Genomic DNA, 14,854 nt, shown 5'->3' on the forward strand with positions numbered 1-14,854 from the left:
CCTAATTGAGCGTGACGGGCGAGGGGAGTAACAACGTTGTCGCGAATCCAGACGCTGGCGGGGCCATCCAGCGGCGCGCGCGGCCTCTGCCGAACGACTGGGCCTTGCCAACGGCGGCGAGCGAATCGAGTGCGCGCTGTACGGTACGCTGACTTGCGCCGAGTGCGAGCGCGAGCGCAGAACTCGACCACGACTCGCCATCCGCGAGCAGCGCGAGCATGGCCGCATGAGTCTCGTCGACGGGCCGCGCGAGTACCCGAACCTCTTGCCCGTCGCGCGGCGCCAATGCAAAGCCATGCGGCGTCGCGCTTATATCGGCCAACGTGCCAAGCACCATGCGGAGGCGGCCGATTTCCACTCGCAGACGCGCGCGGTGCGAGTCATCGGCATCTTTCGTTCTGAATGCGCGTGCGATCAGCGTGTCGCGCGATACATCGGCGGGCCATGCTTCGGCAAGCTGGTACGCGAGATTGAACAGTACCGGACGCCTTGCCAGCGAGACAGCCGTACCGGATTTCTGCACGACATTGCGACAGGCGTCGACCACGAACGCGTTCGACATTAACAGTGCTTCGACTTCATCGAGCAGCAACAGCCGCTGTTCGCCTCTTTCGATCAGGCGCGCGGCCGGCACGTTCAACGTATTCGATGCGCTCTCAACCTCGGCGATCAGCGCGGGAATCTCGGCAGCTCGTGCCGCACGTCTGGCTCGTGTGAAGGCGGCGCGAGCCTTGTTGGCCTGCAAACGCCGTAGCGCGATGCTCGCCACCATGAGCTGGTGTGCCGCTCGGAGCATGGGCGGCAAAGTCGCGGAATCGAATGTGCCGAGCATGCGCTCGGCCTCGTCGATATGTCCGATCAGAACAAGCCTGCGAACTTCCAGATAGCCCGCATGTGCGGCATTGGCACGGTCGCCGTGTGCTTCGAGCGTCGCGCGCGCAGCGCCCAGCGCTTTCGCCGGCCACGCAAGATCGCGCGACGCCAGCGCGATCTCTGCCTCCGCCACGACACACCTCGCGCGGGCCACGGCTTGCTTCGAACCGAACGCGCGCGCCGCGCTTCGCACGAGCGCCTTGGCCCGGATGAAATCGCCCAGTTGCGCCATCGCGATGCCGCGAAGCGCGAGCGCCGGCGCGTCGCCGCGTAACGCGACGCGCTTCAATGCGCCGAGCGGATCACCCGCTGCGAGCGCCTGAGCGGCGGCCTGGATTAGCGGGTCCATGCTGATTGAAATCGCGCCACACTTGTCACTCCCACCGTCCGGAATCCCGACACTAATCTAGCACGACCGCCAACCAGTACGTCGCATCGAAAGCGATCGAGCGACGAGGAAAACAGAACGGAGAGAATCATGACGACGACACATACGACCGGAACACGCGAGCAGTGGCTGGCAGCGCGCATCGATCTGCTCAACGCTGAAAAAGAGCTCACGCGGCGCAGCGACGAACTGGCGCGCCGACGCCAGGAATTGCCTTGGGTCCGCATCGACAAGACATACCGGTTCGAGACGGAGCAGGGCGTCGCATCGCTTGCCGACCTGTTTGGCGGACGCTCGCAGCTTCTCGTCTATCACTTCATGTTCGGGCCGGACTACAAGGCAGGATGCCCGTCATGCTCGTCGATCGCGGATGGTTTCGACGGCATCGCGATTCATCTGGCCAATCACGACGTGGCGCTGACAGCCATATCCCGTGCGCCGCTCGCGAAGCTGCAGGAGTACAAGCGGCGCATGGGGTGGACGTTTCCGTGGGCTTCGTCGGCGGGCAGTGACTTCAACTTCGACTTCAACATCTCCTTTACCGAGGAGCAACAGCGCGAGGGCACCGTCGAATACAACTATCAGCGCGGCCGTCATGCAATGGACGCGGTACCGGCGCCGGAGCCCGTCGCGCAATTCGCGGCGACTTGCGGTACCGACGCATCCACTTACGCGCGCGACCGGCCAGGACTAAGCGCCTTCGTTCTGGAAGACGGCGCGGTGTACCACACGTATTCCACCTACGCGCGTGGACTCGACGGCCTGTGGGGCATGTACCAATGGCTCGACCGCGCGCCGAAGGGCCGCAACGAAACGGGCATCTGGTGGCGCCGTCACGACGAGTACGCAATGGGCTGAGGTGCATGATGAAGCCCGTGCACGTAAGCCGATGCGGCGACTTCCCGACGCAATACCTCGACATGCGCGCTCCTCGTTCGCGCGCATTCTTTTACGGTGTCTGTGCGTTGCTGTTCGCAGTCTGCGCGGCGGCAACTGTCGTTGCATGCGGGTCCATGTCGACCATGGACGACATGCCCATGCCCGGCGGCTGGGCCATGTCGATGACGTGGATGCCCATGTGCGGCCGCACGTGGCCGGGCGTGGCGGCAAGGTTCGTCGGCATGTGGGTCGTCATGATGATCGCTATGATGCTGCCGTCGCTCGCACCCGTGTTGTGGCGATATGACGAGGCGCTTCGCAGAGCAGGGCGCGCGCGCGCAGCACTTATGACGTTGCTTGCCGGCGTGGGCTATTTCGCTGTGTGGGCCGCGTTGGGTACAGCGCTGTTTGTGTTCGGCGCGACGTTAGCGGCGCTTGTGATGCGCATGCCCGCGGATTCTCGCGTTGTTCCCATTGTGGCCGGCGTAATCGTGCTCAGCGCGGGCGCGTTGCAACTCACGGCGCTGAAGGCGCGTTATCTTCGCTGTTGCCGTCACGCGGCTCAATCCGGCCTTCATGCACTGCCTGCGCGCGCGGTCGCCGCGATAAGATATGGTGTGCGGCTAGGCCTCCATTGCTGTGTGTGCTGCGCAAGCTTGACTGCGGTGCTTGCCGTGGCCGGCGTGATGGATCTGCGTGCAATGGTGGCGGTCACGGCCGCTATTACGCTCGAACGCGTGGCGCCACACGGCGAATTCTTCGCGCGGGGCATTGGATTTGTGGTGATCGGCGCTGGCTTGTTTATGATCGTGCGAGCCGCCTTGCTCGTGTAAAGACTTGTATTCGACATCAAAAGAACTCACTCGATGACCCGATACGTTGCTTTTCTGCGCGCTGTGAATGTTGGCGGCACCGGCAGGCTTCCAATGGCTGAATTGCGAACCATGTGCGAAGCCGTTGGCTTCACCAATGTGCGCACATACATTGCAAGCGGCAACGTCGTGTTCGACAGCAAGCTTGCCGAGGCATCGGTGAAAAGCCGGCTCGAGCGTTGCCTTGAAGAGTACGCGGGCAAGCCGGTGGGTGTTGCGGTGCGAACGCGTGAGGAACTTGCGCAGGTGCTGACCGCCAATCCATTCAAGTCCGCCGCGCCGAATCGGACGGTCGCGATTTTTCTCGACACACCGCCGCCCGCCGACGCGCTGACTCACGCAAGCGGCCAGCGCGAAGAAGAAATGGCGCTCGGCGCGCGAGAAATCTACGTGCATTACAACAACGGAATGGCAGACACGAAGCTGAAAATCCCGGCCGCCAGAACGGGAACCGCACGCAACATGAACACGGTTGCGAAGCTGGTAGACATGGCGAACGAATAGCGCATGCAGGTTGCGGCATCGGTGGCATCGGCGGCATCGGCGGCATCGGCGGCATGAAAAAGGGCGGCACGCATGGTGCCGCCCTTCTATTAACTGCCAATTTCCAGATCAGCCGCCTAGCGCACCTTGCCCGCCTTCCACGCCGACAGCAACTGCTCGTACTTGACCGTCTCGCCCTTCGGCTTCTCGTTGGCGAGCTTCTTCCACGGCGCGTGTTGATCGGACAACCACTTCGACGGATCGCTTTGCGCATTCAGCTCCGGCGCACACACTTTCATGCCGGCGCGTTGCAAACGGGACAACACCTGGTCCATTTCCTTCGCGAGGTTATCCATTGCGGCCTGCGGCGACTTTTCACCGGCGACTGCCGTGCCGACGTTCTTCCACCACAGCTGTGCCATCTTCGGATAGTCGGGCACGTTGTTGCCGGTCGGCGTCCACGCGACGCGTGCCGGGCTGCGATAGAACTCGATCAGACCGCCGTACTTGTCCGCGTTCTTCGTGAAGTAGTCGCTATGAATGTCGGAGTCGCGAATGAACGTGAGACCGACAATCGACTTCTTCAGCGACACGCTCTTTGCCGTTACGAACTGCGCATAGAGCCAGGCTGCGGCGCGCTGATTGGGCGGCGTCGACTTGAAGAAGGTCCACGAGCCAACGTCCTGGTAGCCGTTCTGCATGCCGTCTTTCCAGTATGCGCCGTGCGGCGACGGCGCCATGCGCCACTTCGGCGTGCCGTCCGGATTCGTGACATTGCCGGGCTTGAGCATCGACGCGGTAAACGCCGTGTACCAGAAGACCTGTTGCGCGATCTTGCCTTGTGCAGGCACCGGGCCCGCCTCGCTGAAGGTCATGCCCGAGGCCTCGGGCGGCGCGTATTTCTTGAGCCAGTCGATGTACTTGGTCGTCGCATAGACCGCTGCGGGACTGTTGGTGCCGCCGCCGCGCGACACCGACGCGCCCACCGGATGACAGCCGTCCGGCGTCACGCGTATGCCCCATTCGTCGACCGGCATGCCGTTCGGGATGCCCTTGTCAGCTTCGCCCGCCATTGAAAGCCATGCGTCCGTGAAGCGCCAGCCGAGCGACGGGTCTTTCTTGCCGTAGTCCATATGACCGTAGACTTTTTCACCGTCGATGTTCTTCACGTCGTTGGTAAAGAACTCGGCAATGTCTTCATACGCGGACCAGTTCACCGGCACGCCCAACTCGTAGCCGTACTTCGCCTTGAACTTGTCCTGCAAGTCCTTGCGCGCGAACCAGTCGGCGCGGAACCAGTAAAGGTTGGCGAACTGCTGGTCGGGCAGTTGATAGAGCTTCTTGTCTGGCGCGGTCGTGAAACTCGTGCCAATGAAGTCTTTGATGTCGAGGCCAGGGTTCGTATAGTCCTTGCCTTCGCCTGTCATGTAGTCGGACAGCGGCACGATCACGCCGTAGCGATAGTGCGTGCCGATCAGGTCGGAGTCGGAAATCCAGCCGTCGTAAATACTTTGCCCGGATTGCATCGACGTCTGCAATTTTTCGACGACATCGCCTTCCTGAATGATGTCGTGCTTTACCTGAATACCGGTGATTTCGGTGAACGCTTTCGCGAGTGTTTTCGATTCATAGATGTGCGTGTCGATAGTTTCCGACACCACGTGTATCTCCTTGACGCCTTGCGACTTCAGTTTGGCAGACGTGTCGACGAACCATTTCATTTCGTCCATCTGCTGCTGTTTCGAAAGCGTGCTTGGCTGAAATTCGCTATCGACCCATTTTTGCGCTTCGGGCATGCCCGCTTGCGCCTGGTTCGCAAGGGCACCCGACACGATGCCTGCCACTGCGAGCGCGACGATCCGTCTCCTCTGTTGCATGGTCTTCTCCTGTGTCTTTCGTGCCCCTTAAATCTGGCCGGAGCCCGCTCGGGGCATCAGCGGAACCGGGAGTTGCCAGCCTTCATTGCATGTGTCGACTCGCTAGCCTTTCCACATGATCGCGAGCAGAACGAGCACCGAAGCCACGAATCCCGGCCACGAATTCGAGCCTTCGGCGCTGATGCCGATCCATGCGAGGTTCACATACGCCGCCGCGAGAAGACCGATGAACAGGCGGTCGCCACGCGTGGTCGAGATGGGCAGAAAGCCCTTGCGTTCAGTCGTCGGCGAGCGCAGTTCCCACATCGTCATGCCGGCCAGCATTACGACAATGCAGCCGAAGAAGAGCGCCACTTCGGGCGTCCAGTACATCCACGTGAACATCAGACTCTCCCCATCGCAAAGCCCTTCGCGATGTAGTTGCGCACGAAGTAGATCACTAGCGCACCAGGAACGATGGTCAGCACGCCCGCCGCGGACAACACGCCCCAGTCCATGCCGGCCGCCGACACCGTGCGTGTCATCACCGCTGCAATCGGCTTCGCGTTCACGGAGGTCAGCGTGCGTGCGAGCAGCAGTTCGACCCAGCTGAACATGAAGCAGAAGAAAGCCGTCACGCCGACGCCCGACTTGATCAGCGGCAGGAAAATCTTCACGAAGAAAGCGGGGAACGTATAGCCGTCGATATACGCTGTTTCGTCGATTTCGCGCGATACGCCCGACATGAAGCCTTCGAGAATCCACACCGCGAGCGGCACGTTGAACAGCATGTGCGCAAGCGCAACGGCAATGTACGTGTCGGTCAACCCGACGCTCGAATAGAGCTGGAAAAACGGCAGCAGGAACACGGCGGGCGGCGTCATCCGGTTGGTGAGCAGCCAGAAGAACATGTGCTTGTCGCCGAGAAAGCGGTAGCGTGAGAACGCATAAGCGGCAGGCAGCGCGACGAGCACCGACATCACCGTATTCATCAACACGTAGATGATCGAATTGATGTAGCCCCAGTACCAGGACGGATCGGTGAAAATGATCTTGTAGTTCTCGAACGTCACATGCTGCGGCAGTGTGGCGAACGTCGACATAGTTTCTTCGTTCGTGCGCAACGAGATCGAGAGCATCCAGTACAGCGGAATCAGCGCGAACAACATATAAACGACGAGCACCAACGTGCGCATCCAGCGGCGCTTATCCTGCATGTTCGTCTCCTTCCGCAGCGGGGCCGCCTTTGCCTACACGGCTCATCCAGTTATAGAGAATGAAGCACAGCAGCAGAATGATGAGGAAATAGATCAGCGAAAATGCGGCGGCTGGGCCGAGGTCGAATTGGCCGACGGCTTTCTGTGTCAGGTACTGGCTGAGGAACGTCGTGGAATCGCCGGGACCGCCGCCTGTCAATACAAACGGCTCGGTGTAGATCATGAAGCTGTCCATGAAGCGCAGCAGCACGGCGATCATCAGCACGCCGCGCATCTTCGGTAATTCGATGTAGCGGAACACGGCAAAGCGGCTTGCGCCGTCGATTTCGGCGGCCTGATAGAACGCGTCTGGAATCGCGCGCAGGCCCGCATAGCACAGCAGTGCGACGAGCGGCGTCCAGTGCCAGATGTCCATCACGAGTACGGTGAGCCACGCGGCCGTGGGGCTCGCCGTGTAGTTGTAGTCGAAGCCGAGGCTATTGAGCCAATAACCGAGCAGACCGATATCCGGGCGTCCAAAGATCTGCCAGATCGTGCCGACCACGTTCCATGGAATCAGCAGCGGCATGGCGAGTATGACGAGCGCCGCGGATGCGCGCCAACCCGAAGCCGGCATCGCAAGCGCGAGGCCCACGCCGAGCGGAATTTCGAACAGCAACACGCAAGCGGAAAATATGATCTGCCTGCCGAGCGCGTCGCGCAGGTCGGGATCGGTCATGATGTTGCGAAACCACTCGGTGCCGACGAACACATGCTGTGTCGGGCTGATAATGTCCTGCACCGAATAATTGACCACTGTCATCAGCGGCAGGATCGCGGAGAACGCGACGCAGATAAACACGGGCACGACCAGCAGCCACGCTTTCTGATTGACGGGCTTATTCATCGCGCGGCCCCTTCGGAGATGCGTGCGTCGATTCTTTCGTCGTTGCAGAAGAACACTGTTTCAGGCGCGGCGAGGCGCAGCCAGGCCGGTCCGTCGACCACCCGCACATGCGGCTCGAGCTTGGCGTTGAACAGATGGCCGTCGCATTGCGCGGTGACGAGTTGATAGTTGCCGAGCTGTTGCGCGCGCAGTACCTGCGCCTTGACCGCACCCGCTTCGCCTTCCTGTGCGAGCCGCACGAACTCGGGGCGAATGCCGAGTGTGAGCGAGCCGTTTGCATGCTCATGCGCGTGTCTTAGCGTGGCGAGTGTGTCAGTGTCCAGAGCAAGCCGTTGGGCGCCGATCTTCACGCCTTCCGCGTCAAGCTCGATTGGGCAAAGATTCATGCCGGGACTGCCGATGAAGTAGCCGACGAACGCGTGATCCGGCCGTAGAAAAAGCGCATCGGCGCCGCCCTTCTGAACCACGCGACCGTTTGTCATGACCACGACTTCGTCGGCGAAGGTGAGTGCCTCGACCTGATCGTGCGTAACGTAAATGAGCGTGAGCTTGAGTTGCTGATGGATCTTCTTCAGTTGTCGGCGCAGCATCCATTTCATGGCCGGATCGATCACGGTCAGCGGCTCGTCGAATAGGATCGCTGCGACGTCCTGACGCACAAGGCCGCGTCCCAGCGAAATCTTTTGCTTCGCGTCCGCTGCGAGGTTGCTCGCCTTATGCGGCAGATCCCGCGTCATGTCGAGAATTTCGGCGACTTCGTGCACGCGCTTCCTGACTTCGGCTGCCGGTATTTTGCGGTTGCGCAGCGGGAACGCGAGGTTGTCGAACACGCTCATGGTGTCGTAGATCACCGGGAACTGGAACACTTGCGCGATGTTGCGCTCGCGTGCGCCTAGCGCGGTCACGTCGCGTCCGTCGAACAGCACCTTGCCCTCGGAAGGCTTGACGAGACCGGAGACGATGTTCAGCAGCGTGGTCTTGCCGCAACCGGATGGTCCGAGTAACGCGTAAGCGCCGCCGTCTTCCCAGACCATGCTCATGGGTTGCAGCGCGTAGTCGTCGAGCGTCGCCGGATTCGGACGATACGCGTGCGCGAGATTCTGAAACTCAATGCGCGCCATAGGCGGCCTCCGGACTGGACACGAGCTTCGTATCCGCGCCGAACACAAACAGTTCGTCGGGGTCGATGAATATGTCGAGTTGCGTGCCGAGTTCGATCTGATGCACGCCTTGCAACTGCGCGACGAGATCGATGCCGCCGTTGAGCGTGTGCAGATGCAGATAGGTTTCCGAACCGCTCAGTTCGGCGAGTTCGAGCCGGCATGGAACGGCAATCGCATGCGATGTCTTCGCCGCAAGACGCAAGTGCCCCGGCCGGATACCGATGCGGCATGTGCCGTTCGCAGCGGTGCCGCGACGGATCGGCACGTCGATGCCGATCGGCAGTCTCGCGCTGCCGTTACCGTTCAGTTCGCTCGTGAGCATGTTCATAGGCGGATCGTTGAAGACGGCCGCGGCGTCCACGTCGACCGGTGCGTTGTAGACGTCGAGCGTCGGGCCGAATTGCAGCACGCGGCCTTTATCCACGATTGCCGTATAGCCGCCCAGCAGCAATGCTTCAAGAGGCTCCGTGGTCGCGTACACCACGGTCGTCTTGCCGTCCGCGAAAAGCGTGGCGAGTTCCATGCGCAATTCTTCGCGCAGCTTGTAGTCGAGATTGACGAGCGGTTCGTCGAGCAATACAAGCGATGTGCGCTTCACGAGTGCGCGCGCCAGCGCGCACCGCTGCTGCTGGCCGCCTGACAGTTCGCTCGGCCGCCGCTCCAGCAGATGCTCGATATGCAGTTTTGCCGCGACTTCCTGCACGCGCCGGCGAATTTCGGCGGGGTCGGTCTTCTGAAGCTGGAGCGGCGAGGCGATGTTCTGAAACACCGTCATCGCCGGGTAATTGATGAACTGCTGATAAACCATTGCAAGGTTGCGCCGGCGCACACTCACGCCTGTCACGTCCTGGCCGTCTACGAGCACGCGGCCCGCGCTTGGCCTGTCCAGTCCCGCCATGACGCGCATTAGCGTTGTCTTGCCGGCCTGGGTAGGACCGAGCAACACATTGATGGCGCCTGGCACGAGACGCAAATTCACGCCGTACAGATACGGTTGCCCGCCAGAAACGACACTCACTTGCTCCAGTTCCAGGACCAAATTGCTCTCCTTTCGGGCGCGAGATATGTCTGGGTGTCTGCGCCAGCCGCGGAGCCGGAGCTTCGCGGAGGCGTCAATTGGTTTGCACTCTGATTACACGCAGCAAACAGAATGTCCCTTTTGTTGGTTTGCGTTTAAATCGGGGTTAACCTTACGAAAGGCGGAAATAGAGAACCTAGTCGATTTGGGTGTTCGTAAGCACGACCAGCAGCCTTCGGTTTGCTCTGGATGCCCAACAATTGGGAAGGCGATTTACGCCGCTTCCCTGTCCGATTTAACCTTTCGACTTAGGTTTACGTAATAATCGGCCACGCTGCCGTTTCGATTCACTAACCATTAAAAATGCGCAGGTCATGGCTTTTAGCGAACCAAGGTCTCCATTTTTCAGGTGGATCGTCTCTTCGGCTCAAAACCTGAGCACCGAGAACCGGCAAATACTTCTCGCCAATCTTTTCACGCGAACGTGGTCAATCGTGTTCGCGTCGATCTGCGAAATCAGCGTCTGCGCCACGGCCTACTATCTGTATCCAAACCTGCTATATGCGAGTTGGACAGGCGCCGTTGTTGCGCTGCTCATGGTGCGTCTCTGGCTTATCTGGCTGTGTCGCCGCTGTAGTGCGCGGGATTTGCCCACGCCTACCTCCGCGTTTGTGTTCGCAAGTATTCTGTGGAGCGCGTTGTTTGGCTTCGGTAGTTTGCTGTGCAATATCAGCGGCGACGCGACGCTCTTTCTGCTTGGCAATGTTTGCGCCGTCGGCGTTGTCGGCGGGCTGGCCGGACGCAATGCGGCCACGCCGCGGCTGGTCATGCTGCAGATCCTCTTTATTCTCGGTTTACTGGGAGTCGGCGCCGCGCTGTCGCCCGGCTCAGGAAAACTCGTGCTGCTGTTTCAGGCGCCGTTCTGTGCCGCCGGTTTTCTGACCGTTGCGCTGCGCAGTAATCGCGATACGGTCGCGCTGCTGCTCGCGCGCGAAAACAGTCAGCGGCTTGCGCATCACGATAGCCTGACGGGCTTGCCGAATCGGGCGCGCATTAACGAACTGCTGCTGGAGCGCACGGCGGTAGGCTCGTCGCATCGCGAGCCATTGTTCGCCGTTCTATTGATCGACCTGGACGGCTTCAAGGCAATCAACGACAGCCTGGGTCATGCCGCCGGCGACCAGATTCTCCAAGAGGCCGCGGTCCGCTTGCGCGAAGTGCTGCCTGCCGCCGACATCGTCGGACGCCTTGCAGGCGATGAATTCGTGGTCATTTCAGAAGCACCCGACCCGTCCCGCGATGTCCGCGTGCTCGCGGACAGAATCGTCAAAACCTTGGCCCGGCCCTTCGCGTTGAGTGAGGCGCTCGTGCATATTGGCGCGAGTGTGGGCGTCGCGCTGTGTCCCGAGCACGCGACGACCGGGCCGCAATTGCTGATCTGCGCCGACCGCGCGTTGTATGCGGTCAAGCGCAGCGGCAAGAGCGCGTACGTCATTTTCGACGCGGAGCAACATGTATCCGACGAAAACCTGAGCCTGCTGCGCAGTGACCTTGAAGGGGCGCTGCGTTCGTTCAGCGGACTGCGCATGGAGTATCAGCCGATTGTCGATGTGGCCAGCGGCTTTGTGACGGGCCGCGAGGCGCTGATTCGCTGGAAGCATCCGACACGCGGCGAGCTGTCGCCCTCGGCCTTCATTCCGACTGCGGAGCGCACCGGCCTGATCCTCGCGCTCGGCGAATGGGCGCTATTGCAGTCGTGCAAGGAAGCGGTCATGTGGCGCGACAAGGTTCCGGTTGCGGTCAATGTATCGCCGGTGCAATTACGTGAAGAGACGTTTGCGTCGATCGTTGCGGGCGTGCTTCGCAAGACGCGTCTTCCGCCCGAGCGTCTTAACATCGAGGTGACGGAGACGGTACTGCTGAACGACGACGTCGTGACCCGGCGCAATATTTCGCGGTTGCGTGCATTGGGTATCGGCCTTGCACTCGACGATTTCGGCACGGGCTTCTCGACGATGTCGACGCTCGTGCGTTTCACATTCGACAAGCTGAAGATCGACAGTTCGTTCGTCAAGGAGTCGGTGCATCGGCGCGAATCTGCTGCGGTCGTGCGAGGGATCGTCGCATTGGCGCGCGAAATCGGTATGCCGACCACGGCGGAAGGCATCGAAACTGAAGAGCAACTCGACTTCGTGCGCCGTTCCGGCTGCACACATGCGCAGGGTTTTTTACTCGGCAGACCGGTGCAAGGCTGCGAGATCGCGCGCATCGACGAAAAGCTGCCGGCGCAGTCGGTGAATCCGGCCTAGGCGGTTTCGTGACCGCGGCGCAATGCGGCGCCTTTATCCGACAGTGAGGAACACGTGGACTCGACACTCAAATTCCAGCTACGGCTCACCGTCTCGCCAGAACTTGCCAGCGCATTGCGCGCCGATTCTTCCGGCGCGGCGCATGTCCCGCTTCAACGGATTTTGCACCACCATAACGCGACCGTAATTTGTCAGTACGACGCATTCGCGGATTATGTGAGCGAGGCGGAGCGGCTCGGCATCGAAAAATATCCGCTCTATCAGTGGACGCGCGAGACGATCGAAAACCCGGAGAAGAAAGCGAAGTACCTGCGCTCGTTCACGGTCTACGTGAATGGCGAACAGATCTACGACAAGCAAACCGCCGATGCAATGGAGACCGAACTATTAGCGCTATGCGGTGAGAGCGGCGCATCCGGCGGTGTTGAAAGCGGTATCGAGCGCATTTGGAAGTTCGATACGAATCCTGCCAGCAACCCGCAGCCTCCCAGTCGTTAGCGTTTGATCCGTTTCATTCAACTGTCACTGTTTCGCGACTAGGATCACTGGTCAAGCCGCCAGTCCTTCCTACCCACAAAACATAGACATGTCGAACACAAAAAACGCTAAGGCTTCGCCAGCCGATCAGGGCGCTTCCATCGTTTCGCGTCGCGGGTTCCTGAAGTTCGCCGGCGCATCGAGTCTCGCTAGTGCAGCCAACGCGCTGTCAACGGCGCGCGCCGCAGGCACAACGCCGGACGGCACACCGGAGCAGGTACACCTAACCTGGGGCAACGATCCATCCAATGAAGTCACGGTATCGTGGGCGTCGCTCGCGGCTGCCGTGAAGCCGCATTTGTGTATTGGCCGGGTTGGAGACGGCAAACGGATCGTACATGGCGTGCAGACCACGTACACCGACGGCCTCAACGGCGAAGTGGTATTCAACTATCACGCGCGTCTGCGCGATCTCAAGCCGGACACGAGTTACGAATACGAGGTCACGGCCGATAACGACAGCAACGCGGCGCAGCCCTTCAGCGGCAGCTTCCGCACGGCACCGCGAGGCCGCGCACCGTTTCGCTGGACGAGTTATGGCGACCTCGCCACGCCGAATACCGGATGGGTGCTCTCGTCGCCGCAAAGCCGGTTCGCCGTGCAGGCGGTCGAGCGCTTTCAGCCGCTCTTTCACCTGCTCAACGGCGACCTTTGTTATGCAAATCTGAACCCGACACAGCAGCCGGAAGTGTGGCGCGACTTTGGCAACAACTGTCAAACTTCAGCCGCGAATCGACCGTGGATGCCATGCCCCGGTAATCACGAGATCGAGTTTCACAACGGCGAGCAAGGGTTCGCGTCGTACCTCGCGCGTTACGCGTTGCCTGACAATCACACGCGATTTCAGGGGCGCTGGTACAGCTTCCGCGTGAGCTCGGTGCTGTTCATTTCGCTCGATGCCGACGACGTCGTCTATCAGGACGCCGCTGCGTTCGTGGGCGGGCCGGCACCGCTCGTGCCGGCAGCGAGCACCGGCAATCCGCCGATCGAGCCTGGCACGTCCTTTTATGTGCGAGGCTACAGCGGCGGCGAGCAAACGCGCTGGCTGGAGAAGACGCTCCGCCACGCGGCCCAGGACGACGACGTCGACTGGATCGTCGTGCAGATGCATCAGGACGCGTTGAGTTCTTCGAAGACGGGCAACGGTTCGGACAAAGGCATCCGCGAAGCCTGGCTCCCGCTTTTCGATCGTTATGGCGTGGACCTCGTGCTGTGCGGCCACGATCACGACTATGAGCGCAGCTATCCGGTGCGCGGCTGCAATCACAACAAGGGCACCGACATCGCCACGGGTCGTCCGGTCGATCCATTGCAGCCCAAGCCGGTCATGTCGGCAATATCCGCTGGGGCGTCGACATTCGATACGAGCCACGGCACGATCCACCTGATTCTCGGCGGCGGCGGCACGAGCGCACCGCTCGACGTGTATGGCCTCGACGCGGGCACGGGCCTGCCGCAAGCGCGCATTTTCACGCGGCCTAACCGTCCGGTTCCAGGCAGCACGGCGGGCACGTTCGTGCGGGCAAGCGCCGATGCGGTGGAAGACGCAATCTGGTCCGCGCAACGAGACACCGGCACCGGCTACGGCATCGCCGTGTTCGATCATGAGCCGGGCCATCCGGGCGGCGAGACGACCATCACGATGAACTACTATCACGCACCCGGCGCGGACCAGACGCCTACATCGAACTATGAACTGTTCGAAACCATCGAGCTGAAGAAGAAACGCAAGCGCTGACGCGCGAGCCGGGGAGAGGCAAGAAGCAAGGGGAAGAGACGGCGCGGCAGGTTTTGTTACACGTCTTACCGGTACGCGATGAGGCGGTTACAGAAGCCTTTCGAATCGCCGGTTATACTCGCGCCGTCTCATAAAAACCAAAGACCTCTTATGTCGAAGCGAATCCTGAAAATTGTGGCTGTTGCAGCGCTCACGAGCGCGGCGTCGTTGTCGGCTGTGGCCGGCGATATGAACAATGCGCTTGGCGGCGCGCTCGGCGGCGTAGCGGGTGCGGCACTGGGCGGCGCGGTCGGCGGCAGCACGGGCGCTGTGATCGGCGGCGCCGTGGGCGGCGGCGCGGGCGGCGCGGTGACGTCGAACCGCCGCGAGCGCACGGGCGCCATCGTAGGCGGCGCGCTGGGCGGCGGTGCGGGCACCGCGGCCGGCAACGCCATGGGCGGACGTGGCGGCGGCCTGATCGGCGCGGCGCTAGGCGGCGGCGCGGGCTCCGCGCTCGGCGGCAATATCTCGCGCTCGAACTCGTATGCCGACGACTACTCGCGCGATTACCGCTCGGGCAAGAAGCATCATAAGCATCGGCATTACGACTAAGCGGTACGCCTGAGTGCTTCGGGACCGCACCGGCAATACACGTG

The 14,854-nt window shown here is 61.2% G+C and carries 15 protein-coding genes; 7 read left to right on the forward strand and 8 right to left on the reverse strand.

All coding sequences use genetic code 11. From position 1 onward, the window contains the following. Window position 1 precedes the first annotated feature (1 nt). Complete coding sequence (locus tag ACTJLB_RS15100; RefSeq protein ID WP_440783731.1) at window positions 2-1,222, reverse strand: helix-turn-helix domain-containing protein; 1,221 nt, start codon at window positions 1,220-1,222, stop codon at window positions 2-4. Window positions 1,223-1,351: 129 nt separating this feature from the next. On the opposite strand from ACTJLB_RS15100, the gene ACTJLB_RS15105 reads away from it, so the two are divergent. Then, a complete protein-coding gene (locus tag ACTJLB_RS15105; RefSeq protein ID WP_440783732.1) occupies window positions 1,352-2,119 on the forward strand; it encodes a DUF899 domain-containing protein in 768 nt (255 codons plus the stop codon). Window positions 2,120-2,210: 91 nt separating this feature from the next. Here the strand turns inward: ACTJLB_RS15105 and ACTJLB_RS15110 are convergent, their stop codons facing one another. After that, complete coding sequence (locus ACTJLB_RS15110; protein WP_440783733.1) at window positions 2,211-2,396, reverse strand: hypothetical protein; 186 nt, start codon at window positions 2,394-2,396, stop codon at window positions 2,211-2,213. A gap of 13 nt (window positions 2,397-2,409) precedes the next feature. On the opposite strand from ACTJLB_RS15110, the gene ACTJLB_RS15115 reads away from it, so the two are divergent. Further along, window positions 2,410-2,973 (forward strand): DUF2182 domain-containing protein, encoded by a 564-nt coding sequence (locus ACTJLB_RS15115; protein WP_440783822.1) that lies wholly within the window; start codon window positions 2,410-2,412, stop codon window positions 2,971-2,973. 33 nt (window positions 2,974-3,006) lie between these two features. After that, window positions 3,007-3,516 (forward strand): DUF1697 domain-containing protein, encoded by a 510-nt coding sequence (locus ACTJLB_RS15120; RefSeq protein WP_410802715.1) that lies wholly within the window; start codon window positions 3,007-3,009, stop codon window positions 3,514-3,516. A gap of 116 nt (window positions 3,517-3,632) precedes the next feature. On the opposite strand, the gene ACTJLB_RS15125 is transcribed toward ACTJLB_RS15120, so the two are convergent. From ACTJLB_RS15125 to ACTJLB_RS15150, 6 genes are all read right to left on the reverse strand, one after another. Further along, window positions 3,633-5,372 carry an ABC transporter substrate-binding protein gene (locus ACTJLB_RS15125; RefSeq protein WP_087751810.1) on the reverse strand — a complete coding sequence of 580 codons (1,740 nt, stop codon included), beginning with the start codon at window positions 5,370-5,372 and terminating at the stop codon, window positions 3,633-3,635. 102 nt (window positions 5,373-5,474) lie between these two features. After that, on the reverse strand, window positions 5,475-5,756 hold the full coding sequence (locus tag ACTJLB_RS15130; RefSeq protein WP_027778187.1) for a DUF2160 domain-containing protein: 282 nt from the start codon (window positions 5,754-5,756) through the stop codon (window positions 5,475-5,477). Beyond that, a complete protein-coding gene (locus ACTJLB_RS15135) occupies window positions 5,756-6,568 on the reverse strand; it encodes a carbohydrate ABC transporter permease (protein WP_027801006.1) in 813 nt (270 codons plus the stop codon). The genes ACTJLB_RS15130 and ACTJLB_RS15135 overlap by 1 nt, the downstream gene beginning before the upstream one ends. Beyond that, a complete protein-coding gene (locus ACTJLB_RS15140) occupies window positions 6,558-7,454 on the reverse strand; it encodes a carbohydrate ABC transporter permease (RefSeq protein WP_020068787.1) in 897 nt (298 codons plus the stop codon). Before ACTJLB_RS15140 ends, ACTJLB_RS15135 begins: the two co-directional genes overlap by 11 nt. Next, entirely contained in the window at window positions 7,451-8,575 is a 1,125-nt protein-coding gene (locus ACTJLB_RS15145; RefSeq protein WP_310070306.1) for an ABC transporter ATP-binding protein, read from the reverse strand. Before ACTJLB_RS15145 ends, ACTJLB_RS15140 begins: the two co-directional genes overlap by 4 nt. Next, window positions 8,562-9,656 carry an ABC transporter ATP-binding protein gene (locus tag ACTJLB_RS15150; RefSeq protein ID WP_440783734.1) on the reverse strand — a complete coding sequence of 365 codons (1,095 nt, stop codon included), beginning with the start codon at window positions 9,654-9,656 and terminating at the stop codon, window positions 8,562-8,564. The genes ACTJLB_RS15145 and ACTJLB_RS15150 overlap by 14 nt, the downstream gene beginning before the upstream one ends. A gap of 353 nt (window positions 9,657-10,009) precedes the next feature. Here ACTJLB_RS15150 and ACTJLB_RS15155 point away from each other — a divergent pair, with 353 nt between their 5' ends. The 4 genes from ACTJLB_RS15155 (at window position 10,010) to ACTJLB_RS15170 (ending at window position 14,810) form a co-directional block, all read left to right on the forward strand. Then, the gene (locus tag ACTJLB_RS15155; protein ID WP_440783735.1) at window positions 10,010-11,944 is read left to right on the forward strand and encodes a putative bifunctional diguanylate cyclase/phosphodiesterase; all 1,935 of its coding nucleotides are present in this window, start codon (window positions 10,010-10,012) and stop codon (window positions 11,942-11,944) included. A gap of 54 nt (window positions 11,945-11,998) precedes the next feature. Beyond that, a complete protein-coding gene (locus tag ACTJLB_RS15160; protein WP_440783736.1) occupies window positions 11,999-12,442 on the forward strand; it encodes a hypothetical protein in 444 nt (147 codons plus the stop codon). An 88-nt stretch (window positions 12,443-12,530) separates the two neighbouring features. After that, entirely contained in the window at window positions 12,531-14,219 is a 1,689-nt protein-coding gene (locus ACTJLB_RS15165; RefSeq protein WP_440783737.1) for a purple acid phosphatase family protein, read from the forward strand. Window positions 14,220-14,369: 150 nt separating this feature from the next. After that, entirely contained in the window at window positions 14,370-14,810 is a 441-nt protein-coding gene (locus ACTJLB_RS15170) for a hypothetical protein (protein WP_020068793.1), read from the forward strand. Window positions 14,811-14,854: the final 44 nt, after the last annotated feature.

It is taken from the genome of Paraburkholderia sp. 22098 (assembly GCF_052045935.1).
Classification (GTDB): Bacteria; Pseudomonadota; Gammaproteobacteria; order Burkholderiales; family Burkholderiaceae; genus Paraburkholderia; species Paraburkholderia caledonica.